The following is a 17179-nucleotide window of genomic DNA, read 5'->3' on the forward strand; positions in this document are numbered from 1 at the left end:
CCGAGAATGCACAGGCATTAACCCCGATCAGTGCGCGCCGGGCAGATCTGAGGCATTCAGTACAGACCAGCCGCTTGATGCGGTGTAATTGCCGGAGGACTGCCATGATCGGATATGTCGCGAATATCGAAAAGTTGACGGAAGAAAACACCGACTTCCGCCGCGTTCTCTATTCCGGATCAAAGCTGCAACTGGTGCTGATGTCGGTCGCGCCGGGCGAAGAGCTTGGCGGCGAAATTCACGCCGAGACCGACCAGTTCTTTCGGATCGAAGAGGGCAAGGGCCGGATCGTCATCGACGGCGTGCCGCACAAGGTCGAAGCAGGGGATTGCGCCGTCGTGCCTGCGGGGACGCATCACAACCTGATTTGCACCGGACACGAGCCGCTCAAGATCTACACGATCTACGGCCCGCCGCATCATCTTGATCAACTGGTTCAAAAGACCAAGGCCGAGGCGGATGCCTCGGATGAGGCATTCGAAGGGCAGGCCACCGAACAGGCCGCGGAGGTCGTCCGGGTCTAGGCCAATCCCGGCGAGCCGGAACATATGGAGTTGATGATGGTACAAGATAACAAGACGTCCAAAGACGCCTCGGTTGCCAGTGATCTGGACGAGGTGACCCGCCAGTTGTCTGCCCTGCGCGAAGACATGGCGCAACTGGCCGAAACGGTCTCGGCGATTGCCGGTCGCCGCAGCAGCAATTTGGCGAACGACATTTCGGAAGGCTTTGAAGAAGCGCGGAAATACGCCGAGCGGACAGGCAAATCCGCCGAGGATCAGCTGGGCCAGACGGTCGCCGCGCATCCGTTTTTGGCCATCGGACTGGCTGCGGGGGCTGGTCTGGTGATCGGGGCTCTGTCGCGGCGTTGAACCGGTTTCTTGACAACGCGGTTCACGGCGTTGCGCGCGATGCACAAGATGGCGCACGCAAACTGCTGGTGACCACGCTGCTGGCGCTATCTGGCTGGCTGATCGGCGCCGCTGGCTTTGGACTTCTGGCGGCTTGGGCGTTTTTGATGCTGAGCCAGTCCGTGGGTCCAAGTACCGCAGCGCTGTTGCTTGGCTTGGGGTTGATGGCGCTGGCGGCGGCGCTGTTGGCGTATGTCCACAAACGCATGTCGCATCCCGCCGAGCCAAAGGGCGGCAAAACCCCGGAACCTGCACCCGAAACCAATCCGCCCGATGCCGCGTCGCTGTTTGCCTTTACGGCGGCTTATGTCCTTGGCCGGGCTTTGAGTGGCGACAAACGTGACTGACACCAGCGCGTAGGGAAACAGGCGGTCCTTGCCATTGAGCAATAAACCTTTCGCATTGACGTGGATCAGCGACGGCGCGGCAACGGCCGTGGCAATTTCGGGGTGAAATCCCGATTTCGCACTGTCCTGGTGCCTAGACGCGCCCTGGATGACCAGAAGGAGCCTGGATGCCCAACGATCCATACGAAGCCCTCGGCCTGAGCAAGTCGGCAACGGCGGAGGAGATCAAGAAAGCCTATCGCAAGCTGGTGCGGACCAGCCACCCGGATCTGCACCCCGATGACCCCGAAGCCGAGGCGCGGTTCAAGGCGATCTCGACGGCTTATGAGATTCTGAAAGATCCCGAAACCCGCGCGCGCTATGACGCCGGAGAAATCGACGGCCTGGGCGCTGAGCGCCCGCAGCGGGAATATTACCGTGACTTCGCCGATAGGTCGGACAATGCATATCAGTACAGGCGCGGCTTTGGTCCTGACGCCGATCCTGCGGATATCTTCGCCGAGATCCTGCGCGACCGGGCGCGCAGGTCCGGCCAGAGTGGGCCGAGTGGCGGCGGTTTTGCAGCCGCCGGTCCGGATGCGCGCTATTCGCTTGAGGTGCCGTTTCTGGATGCCGTGCGCGGCGCCGAGACCCGCATCACCTTGCCGGATGGGTCAAACCTCGCCGTGAAAATTCCCAAAGGCACCGAAGATGGCCAGACCCTGCGGTTGCGCGGCAAGGGCCATCCGGGGTTTGGCGGCGGGCCTGCGGGGGACGCCTTGATCACGGTATTCGTGCGTCCGCATCCGGTGTTCCGACGCGAAGGCAATGACATTCTGGTGACCCTGCCGATCACCATCGACGAGGCCGTGCTTGGCGGCAAGGTGACGGCGCCGACCATTGACGGGCCGGTCGGGCTGACCATTCCCAAGGGCGCGAGTTCCGGCCGGGTCCTGCGTCTGCGTGGCCGCGGCGTGGCGCGGGCGGGCAGCAAGGCGGCTGGTGATCAGCGGGTCGAGCTCAAGATCGTGGCGCCGCCCGATCAGGACAAGGCGCTTGGCGATTTTCTGACCGAATGGCGCAAGACCCATGCTTTCGATCCGCGGGCTGATTTGATGAAAGGGGCGGGCATATGAAAGATCAATTTTCCGAGGACGATGTCGTCATGACCGTCACCCGGCTGACCCGCAGCCAACTGGTCCGCTTCATCGAATGGGATCTGGTCAAGCCGCAACGCCGTGACGAAGGTTTTGTCTTTCGACGGGTCGATATCGCGCGGCTCGAACTGCTGTGCGATCTGTCTATGGATCTTGATCTGGACGAAACGGCGCTTGGCATCGTGATCTCCCTGATCGATCAGTTGCATGCTGCGCGGCAGGATCTGGCGGCCATGGCGGGCGCCATCGACGCCCTGCCAGAAGATCTGCAGACCCGGATCGCTTCGGCCATGAAGCACGGCCGATAGCGCTTCAGATCGCGGCGACAGCCTTGGCCAGCAAGTCGCGCACCTCGCCTGCGACCGCCTGCAGCTTGGGGTTGTCGATGGCTTGCATCGAGGCCACCGGGTCAACGGCGCTGACTTCGACCCCGCCGTCGACCGCCCGAAGGATCACATTGCAAGGCAGCATCGCCCCGACCCGAGGCTCGATCCCGATGGCCTGATAGGCCATTTGCGGATTGCAGGCCCCGAGAATGACATAGGGCGGCATCTCGGCGCCCAACTTTTTCTTCATAGTCGCGGCCACGTCGATTTCCGTCAGCACGCCAAACCCATTATCGGCAAGCGCGGCGCGTGTGCGCGCGTCAATGTCTTGAAAATCGGCATCTTTGAAGGTCTGGTTGATTGTGTAGCTCATGAATGTCCACTCCGGTTTGGTTGCGCGCGGCGGCCAACCTTGTTCAAAAATCCCTGCCATTTAAGCAGATCTCGGGCTGTGCGCCTTGATGAAGATCAGCCTGCTACGGCGTCGCCCAAAGAGCTCGGCAGCCGCTCGGTCGATCTGTACGGCGCGCAGCAAGGACATAATAACGATCACAAATCTCACAACCGCGGGCGGTGGCGCGCTGCGCGGCCAACAGGGGGCGTGGGGGGCTGAAATGAACCAACCGGCGCGTCGTGCAGTGTTTATTTTCATCCGCCACTTGTAATTTCGGCGCAGGGGGCGCATCTTACTGAGGCAAAGCTTCTTCTTACGACCTTCTGTTTCCTAACGGCCTCAGGCGATCCCACGACGACACTGAGCCGGGCTATCGCATCATGTGGATAGCAAAAAATTAGGAGACACCACGATGGCCAATGGCACCGTGAAATGGTTCAACACCCAAAAAGGTTTCGGCTTTATCGCCCCCGAGCAAGGATCGAAGGACATCTTCGTTCACATTTCTGCTCTTGAGCGCGCCGGGATCAACCAGCTGGACGATGGTCAGAACGTAACGTTCGACATCGAAAGCGGCCGCGACGGGCGCGAATCCGCGACCAACCTCGCACTGGCATAAGCCAGCGTTCGACTGAACACTAAGGCGGGAAGGGCTTTCGGGTCTTTTCCGCCTTTTCATTTTCAGACCGTCTGAGGTTTCAGATGGTCACCCTCGTATTTGACGGAACACACCCTGATAGAAATCAACTGGGGAAACCCCATTACCTTTGTCTTGTCACCTGATGGTGGAACGCAAACATTTGCAACCATTGAAAAAGCCTTTTACTGGCTTCGCAAGAAGTGGCAGGTTGCCGATCAAGACCGCGACATCGCGCTGGCCCAGATCGATGCGACCATGCATTGCCTTGCGCCGGTCGGCACGGCCCGCCGGGCCTTTATCAAAGCGGCCAAAAGTGCCGGATTTGAACCGGCCTACACAGCGGTTTCCTGAGCGCAAGCGCGAGACTTCGGCGCTGATCACCAATCAGCCTGCGCCGTGCGAACTTTTGAACCACCGCGATACTCGAACACGGCGTCTTGGTGCGCGCCTTGGAAACCTTTCCGACAAGGAGATTTGAAAATGACCAAACTGACCAAGACCACGCTGTTCAAAGACCCCAAACCCCGAGCGGAAACGGTGATGGACAAGACGACGCGCGTCGTTCGCGAGATCCTCCAGGAGGAAACGAAAGAACGCGACACAAGGACAATGCGCCTGCGCAAGGCGCGTCTTGAGCGCGAGGCCGGTACGCCAGCGGATGCGGCACCCGCCGAACCCAAGAAAGCGACGCGGAAGAAAAGCCCGACCCAGACCGCAGGTTAAGTCAGGCTTCAAACCGGGCAGTTGCCTTTCCGGCCTTGAGCAATGGCAAAGCCTGCCCGCGCTACAATGGCCAGAAAATCAGCAATAGCGGCATGCTGATCGCCACAACCAAGGCTTCGAGCGGCAGGCCCAGCCGCCAGTAATCGCCAAAGCGAAAGCCGCCCGGGCCAAGGATCAGAGTGTTGTTCTGATGGCCAATCGGGGTGAGGAAGGCGCATGATGCGCCAATCGCAACGGCCATCAGGAAACTGTCCGCACTGACCCCAAGCTCTGCGGCAATGCCGATGGCGATGGGGCACAGGACGGCGGCGGTGGCGGCGTTGTTCATCATGTCCGACAGGAACATGGCCGTGATCAAGACCACCGCCAGCGCGGCGGTGGCGTTGCCCTGCGCGATTGTCCCGACCAAAAAGCGCGCCAAAAGGCCGGCGGCCCCCGTCGTCTCCATCGCGCCCGCAACCGGGATCAGCGCTGCCAGCAGCACGACCACCGGCCAGTCGATGGCGGTGTAGATTTGCCGGGGCGGCACGGTGCGAAACAGCATCGAGGACAGAACGCCAAGCGCAAAGGCGACTGCCGCAGGCAGCAGTCCCATTGCCACAAGGCCAATCGCCCCCAGCATGATCCCCCCCGAGATGATCGCCTTGCGTTTGTCCGGGATGCGCAACTCGCGCTCACCCAACGGCACGCACCCGGTGTCATTGATGAATTCTGCCATCATCTCGGCCGGGCCTTGCATCATCAGCAGATCGCCGGATTTCAGTTTCAACCTACGCAGCCGCGCCCCGGGGGAGTGCCCCTGACGTGAGACCGCCAACAGATTGAGCCCATAGCGCGTGCGCAGCCGCAGGTCGCTGGCCGAGCGCCCGACAACGGTTGACCCCGGCAAAAGCGCCAGTTCGCGCAGCACGATATCCTCGTCACGATCGGAGCTGTCGTCGGCGTCATCAGTCGTGCTGTCGTTGTTTACTTTGGCAGCGGCCTGCACGATCTTTTCAGGCAAATCGTCGCCGTCTTTGCTGTCCGAGGAGCTTTCCTGTTCCACCAAGGTGATCCCGAAAACCGACAGCGTTTCTGCCAGCGCGCCGACATCTGCTTCGAGCGCCAGGATATCCTCGGCGCGAATGCGGCGTCCGCCGTGCGGCGCATTGAGCCGAACCTCGTTGCGGACCAGTCCGACGATCTGCGCCCCGGTGTCTTCGATCTCGTTTTCAAAGCCGCGCAGGGTCATGCCAACGGCCTTGCTCTTTTCCGGAATGCGCACCTCGGTCAGATAGGTACCGGTATCAAAACTCTCACCTGCAGAGGATTTGCGCGCGGGTACCAGTCGCCAGCCGACAATGGCGATGAAGATCACCCCCAAGGCCGCCACAGCCACCCCCACAAAGGCAAAGTCGAACATAGCGAATTGTCCGAGCCCGGCCTGTTCGCGAAATCCCGATACAATCAGGTTGGGGGGCGTGCCGACCAGTGTGGTCATGCCGCCCAGTATTGTGCCGAAGGCCAAAGGCATCAGGATCTGCCCCTGGGTCAGGTTCAACCGGCCCGACAGTTGCACCGCGATCGGCATCAAAAGCGCCATTGCGCCGACGTTGTTCATAAAGCCCGACATCGCCGCGCCCAGTCCCATCAGGGCGATCATGCTTGTCAGCCGCCCGGCGTCGCGCGGCAGAAAACTACGTGCCAACCAGTCCACCGCGCCTGTGTTCCGCAACCCTTGGCTAAGGACCAGAACGCAGGCCACGGTGATCACCGCCGGATGACCGAAGCCGGCAAAGGCTTCGTCCGCCGGAACCACCCCGGCGACGACACTTGCCAATAGCGCCGCCAATGCGACGACGTCATGGCGAAACCGTCCCCAAAGGAACAGCCCCATCATCGCGGCGAGAAGGGCAAAAATGACGAATTGCGGCGTGGTCATGTTGGTTTGGAAACGTCACCGCGTTGAACGAGTTCCGACCCAAATTTCAAAAACCGCCCCCAAGGCGCGATCATCGCAGCAAACCGTATTCGGACATGTCGCGCCCCAAGGCTTGCGTCAGGTCCTCAATCGCGTCGTAGACAAGCTCCAATGCATAGTGCGGGTTGTGCACATGGATGCCGGGATCCGCCTTGATAAACTTCCAGTTGTAAACCGCTTTGAGCAGCCGAGGTGTGAAGGCGCTATACGCAACGGCACGCCCGTCGGCCTCGTCCACAAGCCCATCGGCGTTGGCATCGGCGAAGAAATAGGGATAGCGCGCGCCATCGTAGATGATGGCTTGGCCAGCGACCTCGGTGGCGTAGTCCTGGATCAGCGACATCAGCAAATCGGTGTTTGCAGAGATGTCCTGATAGAGCCCTTTTTTCGTATCGCCGCTGCCGTCATAGCTTTGGCGTGCGATGCGGATGGCCTTGGGGTCGCCAGTCTGGTGGCAGGTCAGGCAGGTGGATTGCGCCACGGTCAACTCATGCGGTTCATGGCAGGACACGCAGGTCGCCACAGGTTTCGCGTGATTGAAGCGGCCGGAATAAATTTTGCCGGGATATTCATAGCCAAGTTTGGCGTAGCCGCCCAGATTGGTTGCGGCGGCGATATTGTAGTGCGGATTCACAAAGCGCAGCTTGTCGCTGGGCGCATCGTCGGGAATGCCTGCAACGGCCTTTTCAACCTGTGCGCCGCTTGCACGGCCCTGATGGCATGTGATGCAAGAAGCTTCTCCGCCGCTGACAGGATGTTCGATGCCTGATGGCAGTGCAATTTCGGTGATTCGGGACATGCCGGGGTTATGACAGGTTTCGCAATCGACAACGCCGCCGATCGGGAAGGGCTCTTCGGACAGACCCTTTGGGCTGCCGTCAAGGCCGTGGAAGGAACGAAAACCCATGCCAGAGTGACATGTGGCACAAACCGCGGGAATTTCACCTTCTTCGTCCCAGTGCGTGAAGGCCTCGGATGAGGCATCCGCATGGCCCGAGCGCGACCATGCCGCGATGGCTTTCGCATTCGGGATGGAAATGGATTCGGGGGCAAACGGGCCGCTTTTCGGCATGGTGAACATCGGTTCAGCAGCCTCATCTACGGCGCCGTCGTTTTCTTGCGCGAAACTGCGGCTCGGCTCCAGGTTGATCCCGATGAGAAATAGGGCAACGAAGGCGAAAACGGAAAAACCAATCTTGGTTGCGTGTCGAAACATGTCGCCCACCATCCCTTTGCTTGATGTTGGCGTCTTGAAGTGCCTAGTATGACGCTAGCGTATTACGGACCCAAAAACAACGAATTGGGTTCCGGAAAGCATCGTGGCGGAGCGATTCAATTGCTTTGGAGTAGCCAAACAGGCCTGACCGTTCATGTCCGAGGCCCGGCGCTGTCGGCGCACGCCCCGGTTGATAGCGTTATCACCGAAGAGGCGGCGGTTTGCGCCACGGTTGAGGATGATCTTCGGGTGACGATGCTGGTTGAAGAAGATCAACCCGTTGCGCAGGGCGCGCCGGTCTTTCGGCTGCGCCATCACCCGGAAATCGTGCATGTGGCGCCGATGGCGGGACGCATCGCCTCGGTCGATCTGGCTCCGGGCAAACGGCTGTCCGAAATCAGACTGTTCCGCGAACCCGAGGCAGGGCGTCACCAACATGCGACAGCGGCCGCGCGCAGGGACGCTTCCGCGTTGCGCTCGCTTCTGATGCAGAGCGGGATGTGGCTGGCATTCCGGTCGCGTCCCTTCGGTCGCCCGCCGTTGCCGAAAGAAACGCCTGCTGCGATCTTTGTGATGGGGTTGGACACCAAGCCGCTGGCGCCGGATCCGGCGCTGGCCGTAGCGGATCGCCAAGACGACATCGGCAGGGGCATCGCGCAATTGCTGCGCCTGACCGAGGGGCCTGTCTATCTTTGTCAGGCGGCGGGTTCGGCGCTTGCCTTTGAGGCGCCGCGTGACAGGGTTCGAAAGGTGACGGTGGACCCGGTTCATCCTTGGGGGCTGGCCGGGTTTCTGGTCCACCGGCACCATCCGGCGACAGTGACGCGACCCGTTTGGGACATCCATCTGGAGGATCTGGCCGCCCTTGGTGCAATGCTGGACTCTGGGCTGGTGCCGGAAACGCGCCTTGTGTCCATTGCTGGGCCGGCCGTCACACAAGCGCGCCTTGTGCGGTGTCAGCCGGGCGCGGACCTGCGCAGCCTGTGCCATGGTCACGTCACCCAAAAGCCGCATGTGGTGCAGTCCGGCTCGGCCCTTGAGGGCACCAAGGCGCGCTGGCTGGGAATGCGGGATCGTCAGGTGACCGTGCTGGATGCGGCAACGGACGCGCGGCGCGATCACTGGCTGCTCGCCGCGCTCAAGCGGACTTCGCGGCCGCGTCCGATCATCCCGACTGCTGCGCTCGAACACGCGCTTGGCGGCGCGATGCCAGCGGCGGCGATGTTGCGGGCGCTGGCCGTGGGGGACAGGGAAACCGCCATACGCCTTGGTGCGCTGTCGCTGGTTGGCGAAGACATGACACTCGCCGATTACGTGACCTGCGCCGAGCCGCGCCATTCGACCTTGTTGCAGCAGATGCTGCGCGAGATCGCCAAGGAGGAGGCCGCATGATCCGGGGGATCTGGGATCGTGAAACGGTGGCGCTTTTGTTGCTGTGCGCCAGTCTGCCCATCGCGGTGAGCTGGCTTTTGTTCGAAGGCTGGGACGCGGCGGCGCGGCTGGTCTTTGTCGGCCTTTTCATTGGCGGCTGGCAATTGGTCTGGATGCTGGCGCGGGCACAACCGCCGTCCTTCACCGTGTTGATCACCGCGCTTGCCATCGTCATGCTCGCCCCGGAACACCTGAGCGTGCCACAGCTGGTGCTTGGAGTAAGTCTTGGGATCGTCTTCGGCGAACTCGCCTTCGGAGGATGGGGCCGCAACATCTTGAACCCGGCGACTGTGACATTGGCCATTCTCGGCTTTGGCTTTCCGGCGGCGCCCTGGCCGGAACTGCCGATCCAATTGGGGTGGGCAGCGATCCCGGCGGCGCTGATCGCCGCCTGGTTCGGGGTTGCCTCGGTACGGCTGATGCTTGGCGCGGGGGTGGTTTTTGCCGTTGCGGCCTATGTTGATCCGGGCCTGATCGACATCTGGCCGGCGGTTCTTGTCGTGCTGGTTTTGCTGGTCGCCGACCCGGTTGCCAGCGCTTCGACGCCGCTTGGGGCTTGGGTGAACGGAGCGCTGTATAGCGGCCTTGTCGCTGTGTTCCACGCGACGTGGAATGGCGCGGTCGAGGTGCAGATGACCGTATCCGCAGCGCTTCTGGTTTCACTCGCGGTGCCGCTTGTCGATGAGATCGTCGTGTCCCTTTGGACAGCGGGAAGGAGGCGTAAGTTTGACTGACCTTAATCCGATTTCCGCATGGAAACGTCTGTTGGCCCTGCCAAACGAAAGCCGAACGAAAACCATCGTCGTGGCCTTTTTGCTGTCGGCGGCCTGCGCGGTTCTGGTGACGGCGGCCACGGTTGTCCTGCGCCCGATTCAGGCCCAGAACCGCGCCGCAGAAGAACAAATCCGACTGGAACGGCTGCTCTCTTCGATCCCCGGCATGTCCGAAATCGTGGCCGAAGCCGGCGGCAGCGCGCTGACCTCGGTGGTTGTCGATCTTGCAAAGGGACGCGCCGCCGAGGGTTTGAGCTCGGCAAACCTGCAGGCGGCGCTGGACGATCCGGCAAACTGGACCCAGCTTGTGCCCGAACAGGACATCGCGGACATCGGCGCGGTGCCGGACTTTGCGCAGATATTCCTGTTGCGCGACGGCGACCGGATATCCCTGCTGATCCTTCCGATCCTTGGCGCAGGGTATAATGGTCCGATCCGCGGGATGCTGGCCCTGCGGGGCGACATGAACACGATCGCCGGAATGACGATCACCGAGCAGTCGGAAACGCCGGGCCTTGGCGCGCGGATCGAAGAGCCAGCCTGGCAGGCGGATTTTGCCGGAAAACAGATCGCCGACGACAAGGGCGATCTGCGGTTCTCGGTTGCGCGCGGTCCTGCCAATACCGAATACGAGGTTGATGGCATCACTGGCGCGACCCGAACCAGCAACGCGGTCACGCGCATGATCCGGTTCTGGGTTGGCCCGCAGGGCTATGGCCCGCTGATCAGCGCCGTCCAGCGGGGGGAGTTCTGAGCCATGGCCACCACCCCCGAGCGCTACTGGACAAGGCTGACCGATCCGCTGGTACGGCAGAACCCTGTGACCTTGCAGATCCTAGGCATCTGTTCGGCGCTTGCGGTGACGACGACGCTGGACACGGCGCTGACCATGTCGGTCTCGCTGATTGTCGTGATCGTGGCCTCGGCCGGAATTGTCAGCTTGATCCGCCGTCATATTCCCAGCACGATCCGCCTGATTGTACAGATCGTCATTGTCGCGTCGCTGGTCATCGTGATCGATCAATTCCTGCAGGCCTATCTGTTCGACATCAGCCAGCGCCTGTCGGTCTATGTCAGTCTGATCACCACCAACTGCCTTGTGCTTGGGCGTACAGAGTCCTTTGCGCGAAACAACCCGCCGCTGGTGGCGATGACGGACGCCCTTGGCAATGGGCTGGGCTATGCGCTGGTGCTGACCATCATCGGCGCGGTGCGTGAACTGTTCGGCACCGGGCGGCTGCTTGGGGTTCAGCTGTTTGCCACCGTCGATCAGGGCGGCTGGTTTCAGCCTTTGAACCTGATGCTTCTGGCGCCAAGCGCCTTTTTCCTGCTGGGTGGGCTGGTCTGGATTGTCCGCTCGGTCTGGCGCGATCAGGCCGAGCCGCCGGAATTCGAGGCGCCCAAAGCCGGGGGGCCTTCGCCATGAGCGGCCTGCTGGATATCTTCCTGCGGTCGATGTTCGTCGACAACATGCCATTGACCCTTTTCTTGGGGCTGTGCACCTTTCTGGCGCTGTCTCGGCGGACGGAATCGGCTGTCGGCCTTGGCATCGCGATGATTGCCGCGCTTGGCGTGACAGTGCCGCTCAACAATTTGATCTACAAAACTTTTCTTGCTCCGGGCGCGCTGTCTTGGGCGGGGTACGGCGCGCTTGATCTGTCGTATCTGTCGCTGATCGCCTTCATCGGTGTGATCGCGGCGACCGTGCAACTGCTTGAGATGCTGCTTGATCGTTTTCTGCCCAGTGTCCACGCGTCTTTTGGCGTTTTTCTACCGCTTCTTACCGTTCAATGTGCGATCCTTGCGGGCAGCCTGTTCATGGTCGAGCGGCGCTATGACTTTGTTGAATCCATTGCCTTTGGTCTGGGCAGCGGGGCAGGGTTCGCGCTGGCGGTTGTGCTTCTGGGCGCGCTGCGCGCGCGGTTGGCCTATGCCGACATGCCAGAGGGGCTGCGGGGGTTGGGCATTGCCTTTATCCTGACAGGGCTTATGTCCCTTGGCTTTGCCGCCTTCGCGCAAATGGTGGCGACATGATCGAAATTGCCGTCGGAAGCCTGTTTCTTGTTCTTCTCGTCCTGCTGCTGACGATTGGGCTTTTGGTGGCGCGCAATGCGTTGATCCCGCAGGAAAGCCTCGTGGTCACAGTGAACGACGACACCCGCATCGAGGCGGCGCGCGGCGATGTTCTGCTGGGGGTTCTTCAAGGGGCGGGATTGGCGGTTCCGGCGGCTTGCGGCGGCAAGGGCACCTGCGGGCTGTGCCGCGTCACCGTTTCCGGGGCAGGGGCGGGCACCCCGGTGGCGACCGAGCGCGGCATCCTGTCCTCAGCCGAGCGGAAGGACAACATGCGATTGGCCTGTCAGGTCAACCTGCGCGGAACGGTCGATGTTTCGGTGGCCTCGGGCGTGTTGGACGCGGAAAGCTTTGAATGCACGGTGCGCTCCAACACTATGATGGCGCCACTTATTCGCGAGCTGGTGCTTGATCTGCCCGAGGGAAAGACGATCGATTTCCACGCTGGCGCTTTCATGCAGCTGCGCGCGCCTGCTTATGATCTGGATTTCTCGGATCTCGAAATTCCCGAGCCCTTTGAGGACACCTGGCGGATCTCCGGCTGGGCCGCGATGAAAGGCGGTTCCGACACGCCGGTCACCCGTGCCTATTCCATCGCCAACCGTCCGGAAGATGCCGGGCGACTGGTGTTCAACATTCGCCTTGCTGTGCCGCCCCCGGGGCAAGAACAGGTGACTCCGCCGGGCATCGTTTCCTCTTATCTTTTCGCGCTTCAAAGCGGCGATACCGTGGGGGCCGCTGGCCCGTTCGGTGAGTTCCATGCGCAGCCAACCACCAAGGACATGGTGTTCATCGGCGGCGGCGTCGGAATGGCGCCGCTCCGGGCGCTGATCCATGAACAGATCGGGCAGGGCACGGGCCGCCGCATGTTCTATTTCTACGGCGCCCGCACGGCAGCCGATCTTTTCTATGTTGAAGAGTTCAACCAGATCGCCCGCAACCACGCCAATTTCTCATGGACACCAGCCCTGTCCGATCCCGCGCCGGGGGATCGTTGGACGGGCGAGACCGGGTTCATTCACGAGACAGTTCGCAAGGGCATGTCGGCACACCCGGCGCCGGAAGACTGCGAATATTACCTTTGCGGGCCGCCCGTCATGATCTCGGCGGTGATCGCAACGCTCGAGCGGCTTGGCGTCGAGCGCAGCTCAATTTTCAACGATGATTTCGGGACCTGACCCATGACACTGACCCGCCGAACCTTCACCACTCTGACTGGCGCGGCCGGTTTGTCGACGCTTTGCGGCGCAGGTCTCGCGCAGGCGCCATCCGGTGCACAAGTTGATGAGTTGTCAGGCCGCGCATTCGGGACAACCTGGCGGGTAGTTCTGCCTGCCGGGGCCGACCTGCATGCCATACGGCCCGAGATAACCGCGATCCTGAACGAGGTTGACCGGCAAATGTCACCTTGGAGGGGTGACAGCGAAATCTCGCGGTTCAACCGCGCAGCGCCCGGCCAGTACAGGTTGCCATCTGAGACGCTGCTGGTCACCCGCTCGGCTTTGCGGATCGCTCGGATGAGCGGGGGGGCTTTCGATCCAACGGTGGGGCCGCTTGTGGCCCGCTGGGGCTTTGGCGTGATCGAAGGGGACAGCCATCCTGATTGGACCTCACTCATGGTTTCCGAGACCTCGCTGGCCAAGACCCACGCGGGGTGTACGCTTGATCTGTGCGGTATTGCCAAAGGCTTTGCCCTGGACCGGCTCGCGCAGCGGTTCCGGGCGGACGGGATCGACAATTTCCTTGTCGATATCGGTGGAGAGCTTTTGGCGGCAGGCAGGCACCCGGCCGGGCGCCCGTGGCGCAGCGGCATCGAAGATCCCCGTCCCGGAACGGGTGGTTTTGCGGGCGTCGTCGAATTGCCGGACCTGACCATCGCAACCTCTGGCCTGCGGTGGAATGCGGTCCGGTTCAGCGACCGTTCCTGGAGCCATATCATCGAACCCTCGGCTCGGCGCCCGGTAGGGGATACTCTGGCATCGGTTTCGGTCATCGCGACAACCGCCATGATGGCCGACGGATGGGCAACGGCCCTGATGGCAGCAGGACCGCGCCGGGGGCCGGATCTGGCGCGCGAACACGGCATTTCCGCGCTGTTCCTGATCCCGCAAGGGGGGGCACTGCGCCGGGTCTCCACCGGGGCCTTCGATGCCCACGTCCTGACATGAGGTGAACCAATGGAAGTGATCCTGTCGATCGGCGTTTTCCTTCTGGTCTTTGGCGGGCTGGCGATTGGCCTGCTACTGACCGGGCGGCCGCCGCAGACCGCCTGCGGAGGGCTTTCCTGCATGCCCGGGGGCGGACAATGCCATGCCTGCCCAAACCGCAAGTCTTCGGAGAGTGCCGATGGCTGATGAACATATCTCGTCCGTCATGCAAAAGGAGTTTCTGCGCCTGACCGGCGAAACTCCGATCCGCGAAGCCACGGCGCGACTGGTCGAGGTGCACGCATCGGCTGCTCCGGTCGTCGACGCGACGGGGCAGTTGATCGGCATCATCACCGAGAAGGATTGCTTTCGCCCTGCGCTGAACGCCAGCTATTACCAGCAATGGAGCGGCACCGTCGCCGAGAGGATGAGCGTTGAGGTCGCCACCATCGACGCGGAAGCCGATTTTGTCACCGCTGCCGAGGCGTTTCTGGACCGGCCCTTCCGCAGCTATCCGGTTATGCAAAACGGCGAGCTTGTCGGTCTTCTAGATCGCGCGGATCTTTTGCAGGTTTTTCTGCGCTTCGGGTGACTGCCGGCTTGGGCGCGCTGGCCAAGACAGGCTGAGATCCCAATCTGTTATGCTCACAGCGCAGCAAGCACCGCCTGCGCACTGTCCAGATACGCTTGTTTCTTGGCGTCGCTCATCCGGTCCCATGTCCGATAGACGTGGCCCAAACGCGGGTTGCCGCGCAGGTGATCGGCGTTGCGCACCAGAAAATCCCAGTAGAGCGGGTTGAACGGGCAGGCGCCTTCTCCGGTCTTTTTCTTCACATCATAGCGACAGCCCGCGCAATGGTCGGACATCTTGTTGATGTAGTTCCCGCTTGCCGCATAGGGTTTCGAGCCCAATAGACCGCCATCGGCAAACTGGCTCATTCCGATGACATTGGGAGCCTCCACCCATTCATAGGCATCGGCATAGACCGCGAGATACCATTCATGGACCTCGTGCGGATCGACACCGGCCAACAACGCAAAATTGCCCGTCACCATGAGGCGCTGAATGTGATGGGCATAGGCCTCGTCCCGTGTCTGTTCGATTGCTGCGGCCATGCAGGCCATATCCGTCTTGGCGGTCCAGTAAAAGCCGGGCAGGGGGCGCTTGGCCGCAAGCGCGTTTTCCTCGGTATAGCCCGGCATCCGCAGCCAGTAGACCCCGCGCACATATTCGCGCCAGCCGATGATCTGCCGGATATAACCTTCGGCCGCGTTCAAGGGCGCATGGCCTTCGTGATAGGCGCGCTCGACCCGCCTGCAGATCTCCAGTGGTCGCAACAAGCCAGCATTGAGGTATTGCGCCAGAACCGAGTGATAGAGAAATGGCTGACCGTCCAGCATCGCATCCTGGTAATCGCCAAAACGCGGCAGGGCCCCGTCGATGAAATGCTCCAAGGCATCCAGCGCGTCTTCCCGCGTGACTGCGAACCAGAAAGGCTCGAGCGTGCCGAAGTTGTCGTGAAACCGCGTCTTGACCAAGTCCAGAACCTGCTGCGTCATTGCATCGGGTTGGACCCTCAGGGGGCGCGGTATAAAAAGATCCGCCTTTGCGGGTTTGCGGTTGTCCGCATCAAAATTCCACTGCCCGCCGATGGGCTCATCGCCCTGCATCAGCAGGCCGGTCTTGCGGCGCATGTCGCGATAGAAATACTCCATCCGCAAGTGTTTGCGCCCCGACGCCCAGTCGTGAAACTCGGCATGGGTGGCGATAAAGCGATCATCTTCCAGAATTTCGATCCCGGGGATGTCGGCAAAGGCCTGCTTCAGCCGGTATTCCCCAGGCTCTGTAGCGATCACCCGGTACATTTCCAATTCGGAACACGCACGGGCAATTTCCCCGGTCAGGCTGCCGGTGTTGTGCGGATCGTCCAGTTGCACATATCGCAAAGACCAGCCGGACTTGGTCAGCTCTTTCGCAAAATGGCGCATCGCCGAGAAAACGAAGGCCAGTTTCTTCTTGTGATGCGGCACATAGCTTGCCTCGGCCGCAACTTCCGCCATCAAAATCGTATCACGGTCGGGATCGGCGCCCCGCAAGGCCGCGATATCATTTGAAAGCTGGTCGCCGAGAATGACAATAAGGCTGGCGGATCGGGGCGTGGTTTCTTGCGCTGTCATGCTGGTCGAACATAGATCGCTTGCGGTGCGAGACCATCGTGGATAGCTGCAGGTCAACACGTCCGTCGCAAACTGGCGCAGAGCCGAGGCGATGGGTGCATGCCGAAGCGATCCCGAAAGTCAGCAAACCTTCTCGTTTATCGCCTCTGCTATAATGGTCAAACTGGCAAGAAGATATTGAAGGGCTGCGAACATTGGAACCCACCACGATTTTCGCAATTTCTTGGTTGCTTCAACCCATCTTTCTATTGATCCTTTGGCTCCGAGCTCGTGGCGCAAAGAACCGCGCGGATAAGCGGATCACGGAAGCTGAAGCGACTGCAGATTCGCTCAGGAACAAATATGCGCCAATTACGTCCGTTGAGGATGAAGTCTCAAAACTCGGGGACACGGCAACCGAGATACAGCAGCAAATCGAACAAATGCGCAGCTCTTACTCCGAGAAGCGCACGACGCTGAAGCGGCTAGGGTCAGGATGCATTGATTTCTGTGGCGCCGCGTGATTCACGCTTCCAAAACTGGAGCGGTGACATGAGCGATCTCTTCTGGCTGACCGACGCGCAGATGGCGCGTCTGGCCCCTTTCTTTCCCAAGTCCCACGGGAAGCCCCGGGTTGATGACAAGCGGGGGCTGAGCGGGATTATCTTCATCAATCGCAATGGCTTGCGTTGGCGAGACGCTCCGGCTGCATATGGCCCTCACAAAACACTCTACAGCCGCTGGAAGCGTTGGAGCGAAAAGGGCATCTTCGCGCGGATGATGGCCGGGCTGGCGGCGGAACATGGCGAGAAGACGACCGTGATGATTGACGCGACATACCTGAAGGCCCACCGAACGGCGACCAGCATGGCCGCCAAAAAGGGGGGCGTGGTCGCCTGATCGGTCGCACCAAGGGCGGCATGAACACGAAGCTGCACGCCATTT

The 17179-nt window shown here is 61.2% G+C and carries 21 protein-coding genes, 1 tRNA gene and 1 pseudogene; 18 read left to right on the forward strand and 5 right to left on the reverse strand.

What is annotated here, in order from left to right; all coding sequences use genetic code 11:
- The first annotated feature begins 104 nt into the window (after positions 1-104).
- From ACOYQJ_RS02460 to ACOYQJ_RS02480, 5 genes are all read left to right on the forward strand, one after another.
- Complete coding sequence (locus tag ACOYQJ_RS02460) at positions 105-524, forward strand: cupin domain-containing protein (protein WP_422904407.1); 420 nt, start codon at positions 105-107, stop codon at positions 522-524.
- Between the two features lie 36 nt (positions 525-560).
- The gene (locus tag ACOYQJ_RS02465; RefSeq protein ID WP_422904408.1) at positions 561-872 is read left to right on the forward strand and encodes an ElaB/YgaM/YqjD family protein; all 312 of its coding nucleotides are present in this window, start codon (positions 561-563) and stop codon (positions 870-872) included.
- Positions 869-1258 (forward strand): hypothetical protein, encoded by a 390-nt coding sequence (locus ACOYQJ_RS02470; protein WP_422904409.1) that lies wholly within the window; start codon positions 869-871, stop codon positions 1256-1258. The genes ACOYQJ_RS02465 and ACOYQJ_RS02470 overlap by 4 nt, the downstream gene beginning before the upstream one ends.
- Positions 1259-1425: 167 nt before the next feature.
- Positions 1426-2373 (forward strand): DnaJ C-terminal domain-containing protein, encoded by a 948-nt coding sequence (locus tag ACOYQJ_RS02475; RefSeq protein ID WP_422904410.1) that lies wholly within the window; start codon positions 1426-1428, stop codon positions 2371-2373.
- Positions 2370-2702, forward strand: a complete 333-nt coding sequence (locus ACOYQJ_RS02480) for a chaperone modulator CbpM (protein WP_422904411.1) — start codon at positions 2370-2372, stop codon at positions 2700-2702. The genes ACOYQJ_RS02475 and ACOYQJ_RS02480 overlap by 4 nt, the downstream gene beginning before the upstream one ends.
- A gap of 4 nt (positions 2703-2706) precedes the next feature.
- Here ACOYQJ_RS02480 and ACOYQJ_RS02485 read toward each other — a convergent pair whose 3' ends face one another.
- Complete coding sequence (locus ACOYQJ_RS02485; RefSeq protein ID WP_422904412.1) at positions 2707-3093, reverse strand: DUF302 domain-containing protein; 387 nt, start codon at positions 3091-3093, stop codon at positions 2707-2709.
- A gap of 433 nt (positions 3094-3526) precedes the next feature.
- On the opposite strand from ACOYQJ_RS02485, the gene ACOYQJ_RS02490 reads away from it, so the two are divergent.
- Both ACOYQJ_RS02490 and ACOYQJ_RS02495 read left to right on the forward strand, forming a co-directional pair.
- Positions 3527-3733, forward strand: a complete 207-nt coding sequence (locus ACOYQJ_RS02490) for a cold-shock protein (protein WP_422904413.1) — start codon at positions 3527-3529, stop codon at positions 3731-3733.
- Positions 3734-3832: 99 nt separating this feature from the next.
- Entirely contained in the window at positions 3833-4105 is a 273-nt protein-coding gene (locus ACOYQJ_RS02495) for a DUF982 domain-containing protein (protein ID WP_422904414.1), read from the forward strand.
- On the opposite strand, the gene ACOYQJ_RS02500 is transcribed toward ACOYQJ_RS02495, so the two are convergent.
- Positions 4062-4163: transfer RNA gene (locus ACOYQJ_RS02500), tRNA-OTHER, on the reverse strand. The two genes, ACOYQJ_RS02495 and ACOYQJ_RS02500, sit on opposite strands and share 44 nt — an antisense overlap.
- A 71-nt stretch (positions 4164-4234) precedes the next feature.
- Between ACOYQJ_RS02500 and ACOYQJ_RS02505 the strand changes: the two genes are divergently transcribed.
- Positions 4235-4477 (forward strand): hypothetical protein, encoded by a 243-nt coding sequence (locus ACOYQJ_RS02505; protein WP_422904415.1) that lies wholly within the window; start codon positions 4235-4237, stop codon positions 4475-4477.
- A 61-nt stretch (positions 4478-4538) separates the two neighbouring features.
- Here the strand turns inward: ACOYQJ_RS02505 and ACOYQJ_RS02510 are convergent, their stop codons facing one another.
- Both ACOYQJ_RS02510 and ACOYQJ_RS02515 read right to left on the reverse strand, forming a co-directional pair.
- Positions 4539-6398: an SLC13 family permease gene (locus tag ACOYQJ_RS02510; protein WP_422904416.1), complete on the reverse strand. Its 1860-nt coding sequence runs from the start codon at positions 6396-6398 to the stop codon at positions 4539-4541.
- A gap of 70 nt (positions 6399-6468) precedes the next feature.
- Positions 6469-7653, reverse strand: a complete 1185-nt coding sequence (locus ACOYQJ_RS02515) for an ammonia-forming cytochrome c nitrite reductase subunit c552 (RefSeq protein WP_422904417.1) — start codon at positions 7651-7653, stop codon at positions 6469-6471.
- Positions 7654-7773: 120 nt separating this feature from the next.
- Here ACOYQJ_RS02515 and ACOYQJ_RS02520 point away from each other — a divergent pair, with 120 nt between their 5' ends.
- The 9 genes from ACOYQJ_RS02520 to ACOYQJ_RS02560 are packed head-to-tail and all read left to right on the forward strand — an operon-like array spanning position 7774 to position 14669.
- Positions 7774-9045: a Na(+)-translocating NADH-quinone reductase subunit A gene (locus ACOYQJ_RS02520; protein ID WP_422904418.1), complete on the forward strand. Its 1272-nt coding sequence runs from the start codon at positions 7774-7776 to the stop codon at positions 9043-9045.
- Entirely contained in the window at positions 9042-9818 is a 777-nt protein-coding gene (locus tag ACOYQJ_RS02525) for an RnfABCDGE type electron transport complex subunit D (RefSeq protein ID WP_422904419.1), read from the forward strand. The genes ACOYQJ_RS02520 and ACOYQJ_RS02525 overlap by 4 nt, the downstream gene beginning before the upstream one ends.
- Complete coding sequence (gene nqrC, locus ACOYQJ_RS02530) at positions 9811-10611, forward strand: NADH:ubiquinone reductase (Na(+)-transporting) subunit C (protein ID WP_422904420.1); 801 nt, start codon at positions 9811-9813, stop codon at positions 10609-10611. The genes ACOYQJ_RS02525 and nqrC overlap by 8 nt, the downstream gene beginning before the upstream one ends.
- A 3-nt stretch (positions 10612-10614) precedes the next feature.
- On the forward strand, positions 10615-11283 hold the full coding sequence (locus tag ACOYQJ_RS02535) for an NADH:ubiquinone reductase (Na(+)-transporting) subunit D (RefSeq protein ID WP_422904421.1): 669 nt from the start codon (positions 10615-10617) through the stop codon (positions 11281-11283).
- Complete coding sequence (gene nqrE / locus ACOYQJ_RS02540) at positions 11280-11891, forward strand: NADH:ubiquinone reductase (Na(+)-transporting) subunit E (protein ID WP_422904422.1); 612 nt, start codon at positions 11280-11282, stop codon at positions 11889-11891. Before ACOYQJ_RS02535 ends, nqrE begins: the two co-directional genes overlap by 4 nt.
- A complete protein-coding gene (gene nqrF, locus ACOYQJ_RS02545; protein WP_422904423.1) occupies positions 11888-13108 on the forward strand; it encodes an NADH:ubiquinone reductase (Na(+)-transporting) subunit F in 1221 nt (406 codons plus the stop codon). The genes nqrE and nqrF overlap by 4 nt, the downstream gene beginning before the upstream one ends.
- A gap of 3 nt (positions 13109-13111) precedes the next feature.
- Positions 13112-14098, forward strand: coding sequence for an FAD:protein FMN transferase (locus ACOYQJ_RS02550; protein WP_422904424.1), 987 nt, complete (start codon positions 13112-13114; stop codon positions 14096-14098).
- Between the two features lie 9 nt (positions 14099-14107).
- Positions 14108-14284 (forward strand): hypothetical protein, encoded by a 177-nt coding sequence (locus tag ACOYQJ_RS02555; protein WP_422904425.1) that lies wholly within the window; start codon positions 14108-14110, stop codon positions 14282-14284.
- Positions 14277-14669 (forward strand): CBS domain-containing protein, encoded by a 393-nt coding sequence (locus ACOYQJ_RS02560; protein ID WP_422904426.1) that lies wholly within the window; start codon positions 14277-14279, stop codon positions 14667-14669. The genes ACOYQJ_RS02555 and ACOYQJ_RS02560 overlap by 8 nt, the downstream gene beginning before the upstream one ends.
- 53 nt (positions 14670-14722) lie before the next feature.
- On the opposite strand, the gene ACOYQJ_RS02565 is transcribed toward ACOYQJ_RS02560, so the two are convergent.
- Positions 14723-16255, reverse strand: coding sequence for a cryptochrome/photolyase family protein (locus ACOYQJ_RS02565; protein ID WP_422904427.1), 1533 nt, complete (start codon positions 16253-16255; stop codon positions 14723-14725).
- A gap of 531 nt (positions 16256-16786) precedes the next feature.
- On the opposite strand from ACOYQJ_RS02565, the pseudogene ACOYQJ_RS02570 reads away from it, so the two are divergent.
- Positions 16787-17179, forward strand: a pseudogene (locus tag ACOYQJ_RS02570) (IS5 family transposase); the annotation flags it as partial.

It is taken from the genome of Pacificoceanicola algae, assembly GCF_049341065.1.
Lineage (GTDB): Bacteria > Pseudomonadota > Alphaproteobacteria > Rhodobacterales > Rhodobacteraceae > Pacificoceanicola.

What these genes read in the sequence shown, in the direction of transcription:
- ACOYQJ_RS02560 (WP_422904426.1), top strand. Translation starts at nt 14,277, where the DNA reads ATGGCTGATGAACATATCTCGTCCGTCATGCAAAAGGAGTTTCTGCGC.
- nqrF (WP_422904423.1), top strand. Translation starts at nt 11,888, where the DNA reads ATGATCGAAATTGCCGTCGGAAGCCTGTTTCTTGTTCTTCTCGTCCTG.
- ACOYQJ_RS02505 (WP_422904415.1), top strand. Translation starts at nt 4,235, where the DNA reads ATGACCAAACTGACCAAGACCACGCTGTTCAAAGACCCCAAACCCCGA.
- ACOYQJ_RS02555 (WP_422904425.1), top strand. Translation starts at nt 14,108, where the DNA reads ATGGAAGTGATCCTGTCGATCGGCGTTTTCCTTCTGGTCTTTGGCGGG.
- ACOYQJ_RS02490 (WP_422904413.1), top strand. Translation starts at nt 3,527, where the DNA reads ATGGCCAATGGCACCGTGAAATGGTTCAACACCCAAAAAGGTTTCGGC.
- ACOYQJ_RS02525 (WP_422904419.1), top strand. Translation starts at nt 9,042, where the DNA reads ATGATCCGGGGGATCTGGGATCGTGAAACGGTGGCGCTTTTGTTGCTG.
- nqrE (WP_422904422.1), top strand. Translation starts at nt 11,280, where the DNA reads ATGAGCGGCCTGCTGGATATCTTCCTGCGGTCGATGTTCGTCGACAAC.
- ACOYQJ_RS02565 (WP_422904427.1), bottom strand. Translation starts at nt 16,255, where the DNA reads ATGACAGCGCAAGAAACCACGCCCCGATCCGCCAGCCTTATTGTCATT.
- ACOYQJ_RS02535 (WP_422904421.1), top strand. Translation starts at nt 10,615, where the DNA reads ATGGCCACCACCCCCGAGCGCTACTGGACAAGGCTGACCGATCCGCTG.
- ACOYQJ_RS02515 (WP_422904417.1), bottom strand. Translation starts at nt 7,653, where the DNA reads ATGTTTCGACACGCAACCAAGATTGGTTTTTCCGTTTTCGCCTTCGTT.
- ACOYQJ_RS02510 (WP_422904416.1), bottom strand. Translation starts at nt 6,398, where the DNA reads ATGACCACGCCGCAATTCGTCATTTTTGCCCTTCTCGCCGCGATGATG.
- ACOYQJ_RS02480 (WP_422904411.1), top strand. Translation starts at nt 2,370, where the DNA reads ATGAAAGATCAATTTTCCGAGGACGATGTCGTCATGACCGTCACCCGG.
- ACOYQJ_RS02465 (WP_422904408.1), top strand. Translation starts at nt 561, where the DNA reads ATGGTACAAGATAACAAGACGTCCAAAGACGCCTCGGTTGCCAGTGAT.
- ACOYQJ_RS02550 (WP_422904424.1), top strand. Translation starts at nt 13,112, where the DNA reads ATGACACTGACCCGCCGAACCTTCACCACTCTGACTGGCGCGGCCGGT.
- ACOYQJ_RS02460 (WP_422904407.1), top strand. Translation starts at nt 105, where the DNA reads ATGATCGGATATGTCGCGAATATCGAAAAGTTGACGGAAGAAAACACC.
- ACOYQJ_RS02485 (WP_422904412.1), bottom strand. Translation starts at nt 3,093, where the DNA reads ATGAGCTACACAATCAACCAGACCTTCAAAGATGCCGATTTTCAAGAC.
- ACOYQJ_RS02475 (WP_422904410.1), top strand. Translation starts at nt 1,426, where the DNA reads ATGCCCAACGATCCATACGAAGCCCTCGGCCTGAGCAAGTCGGCAACG.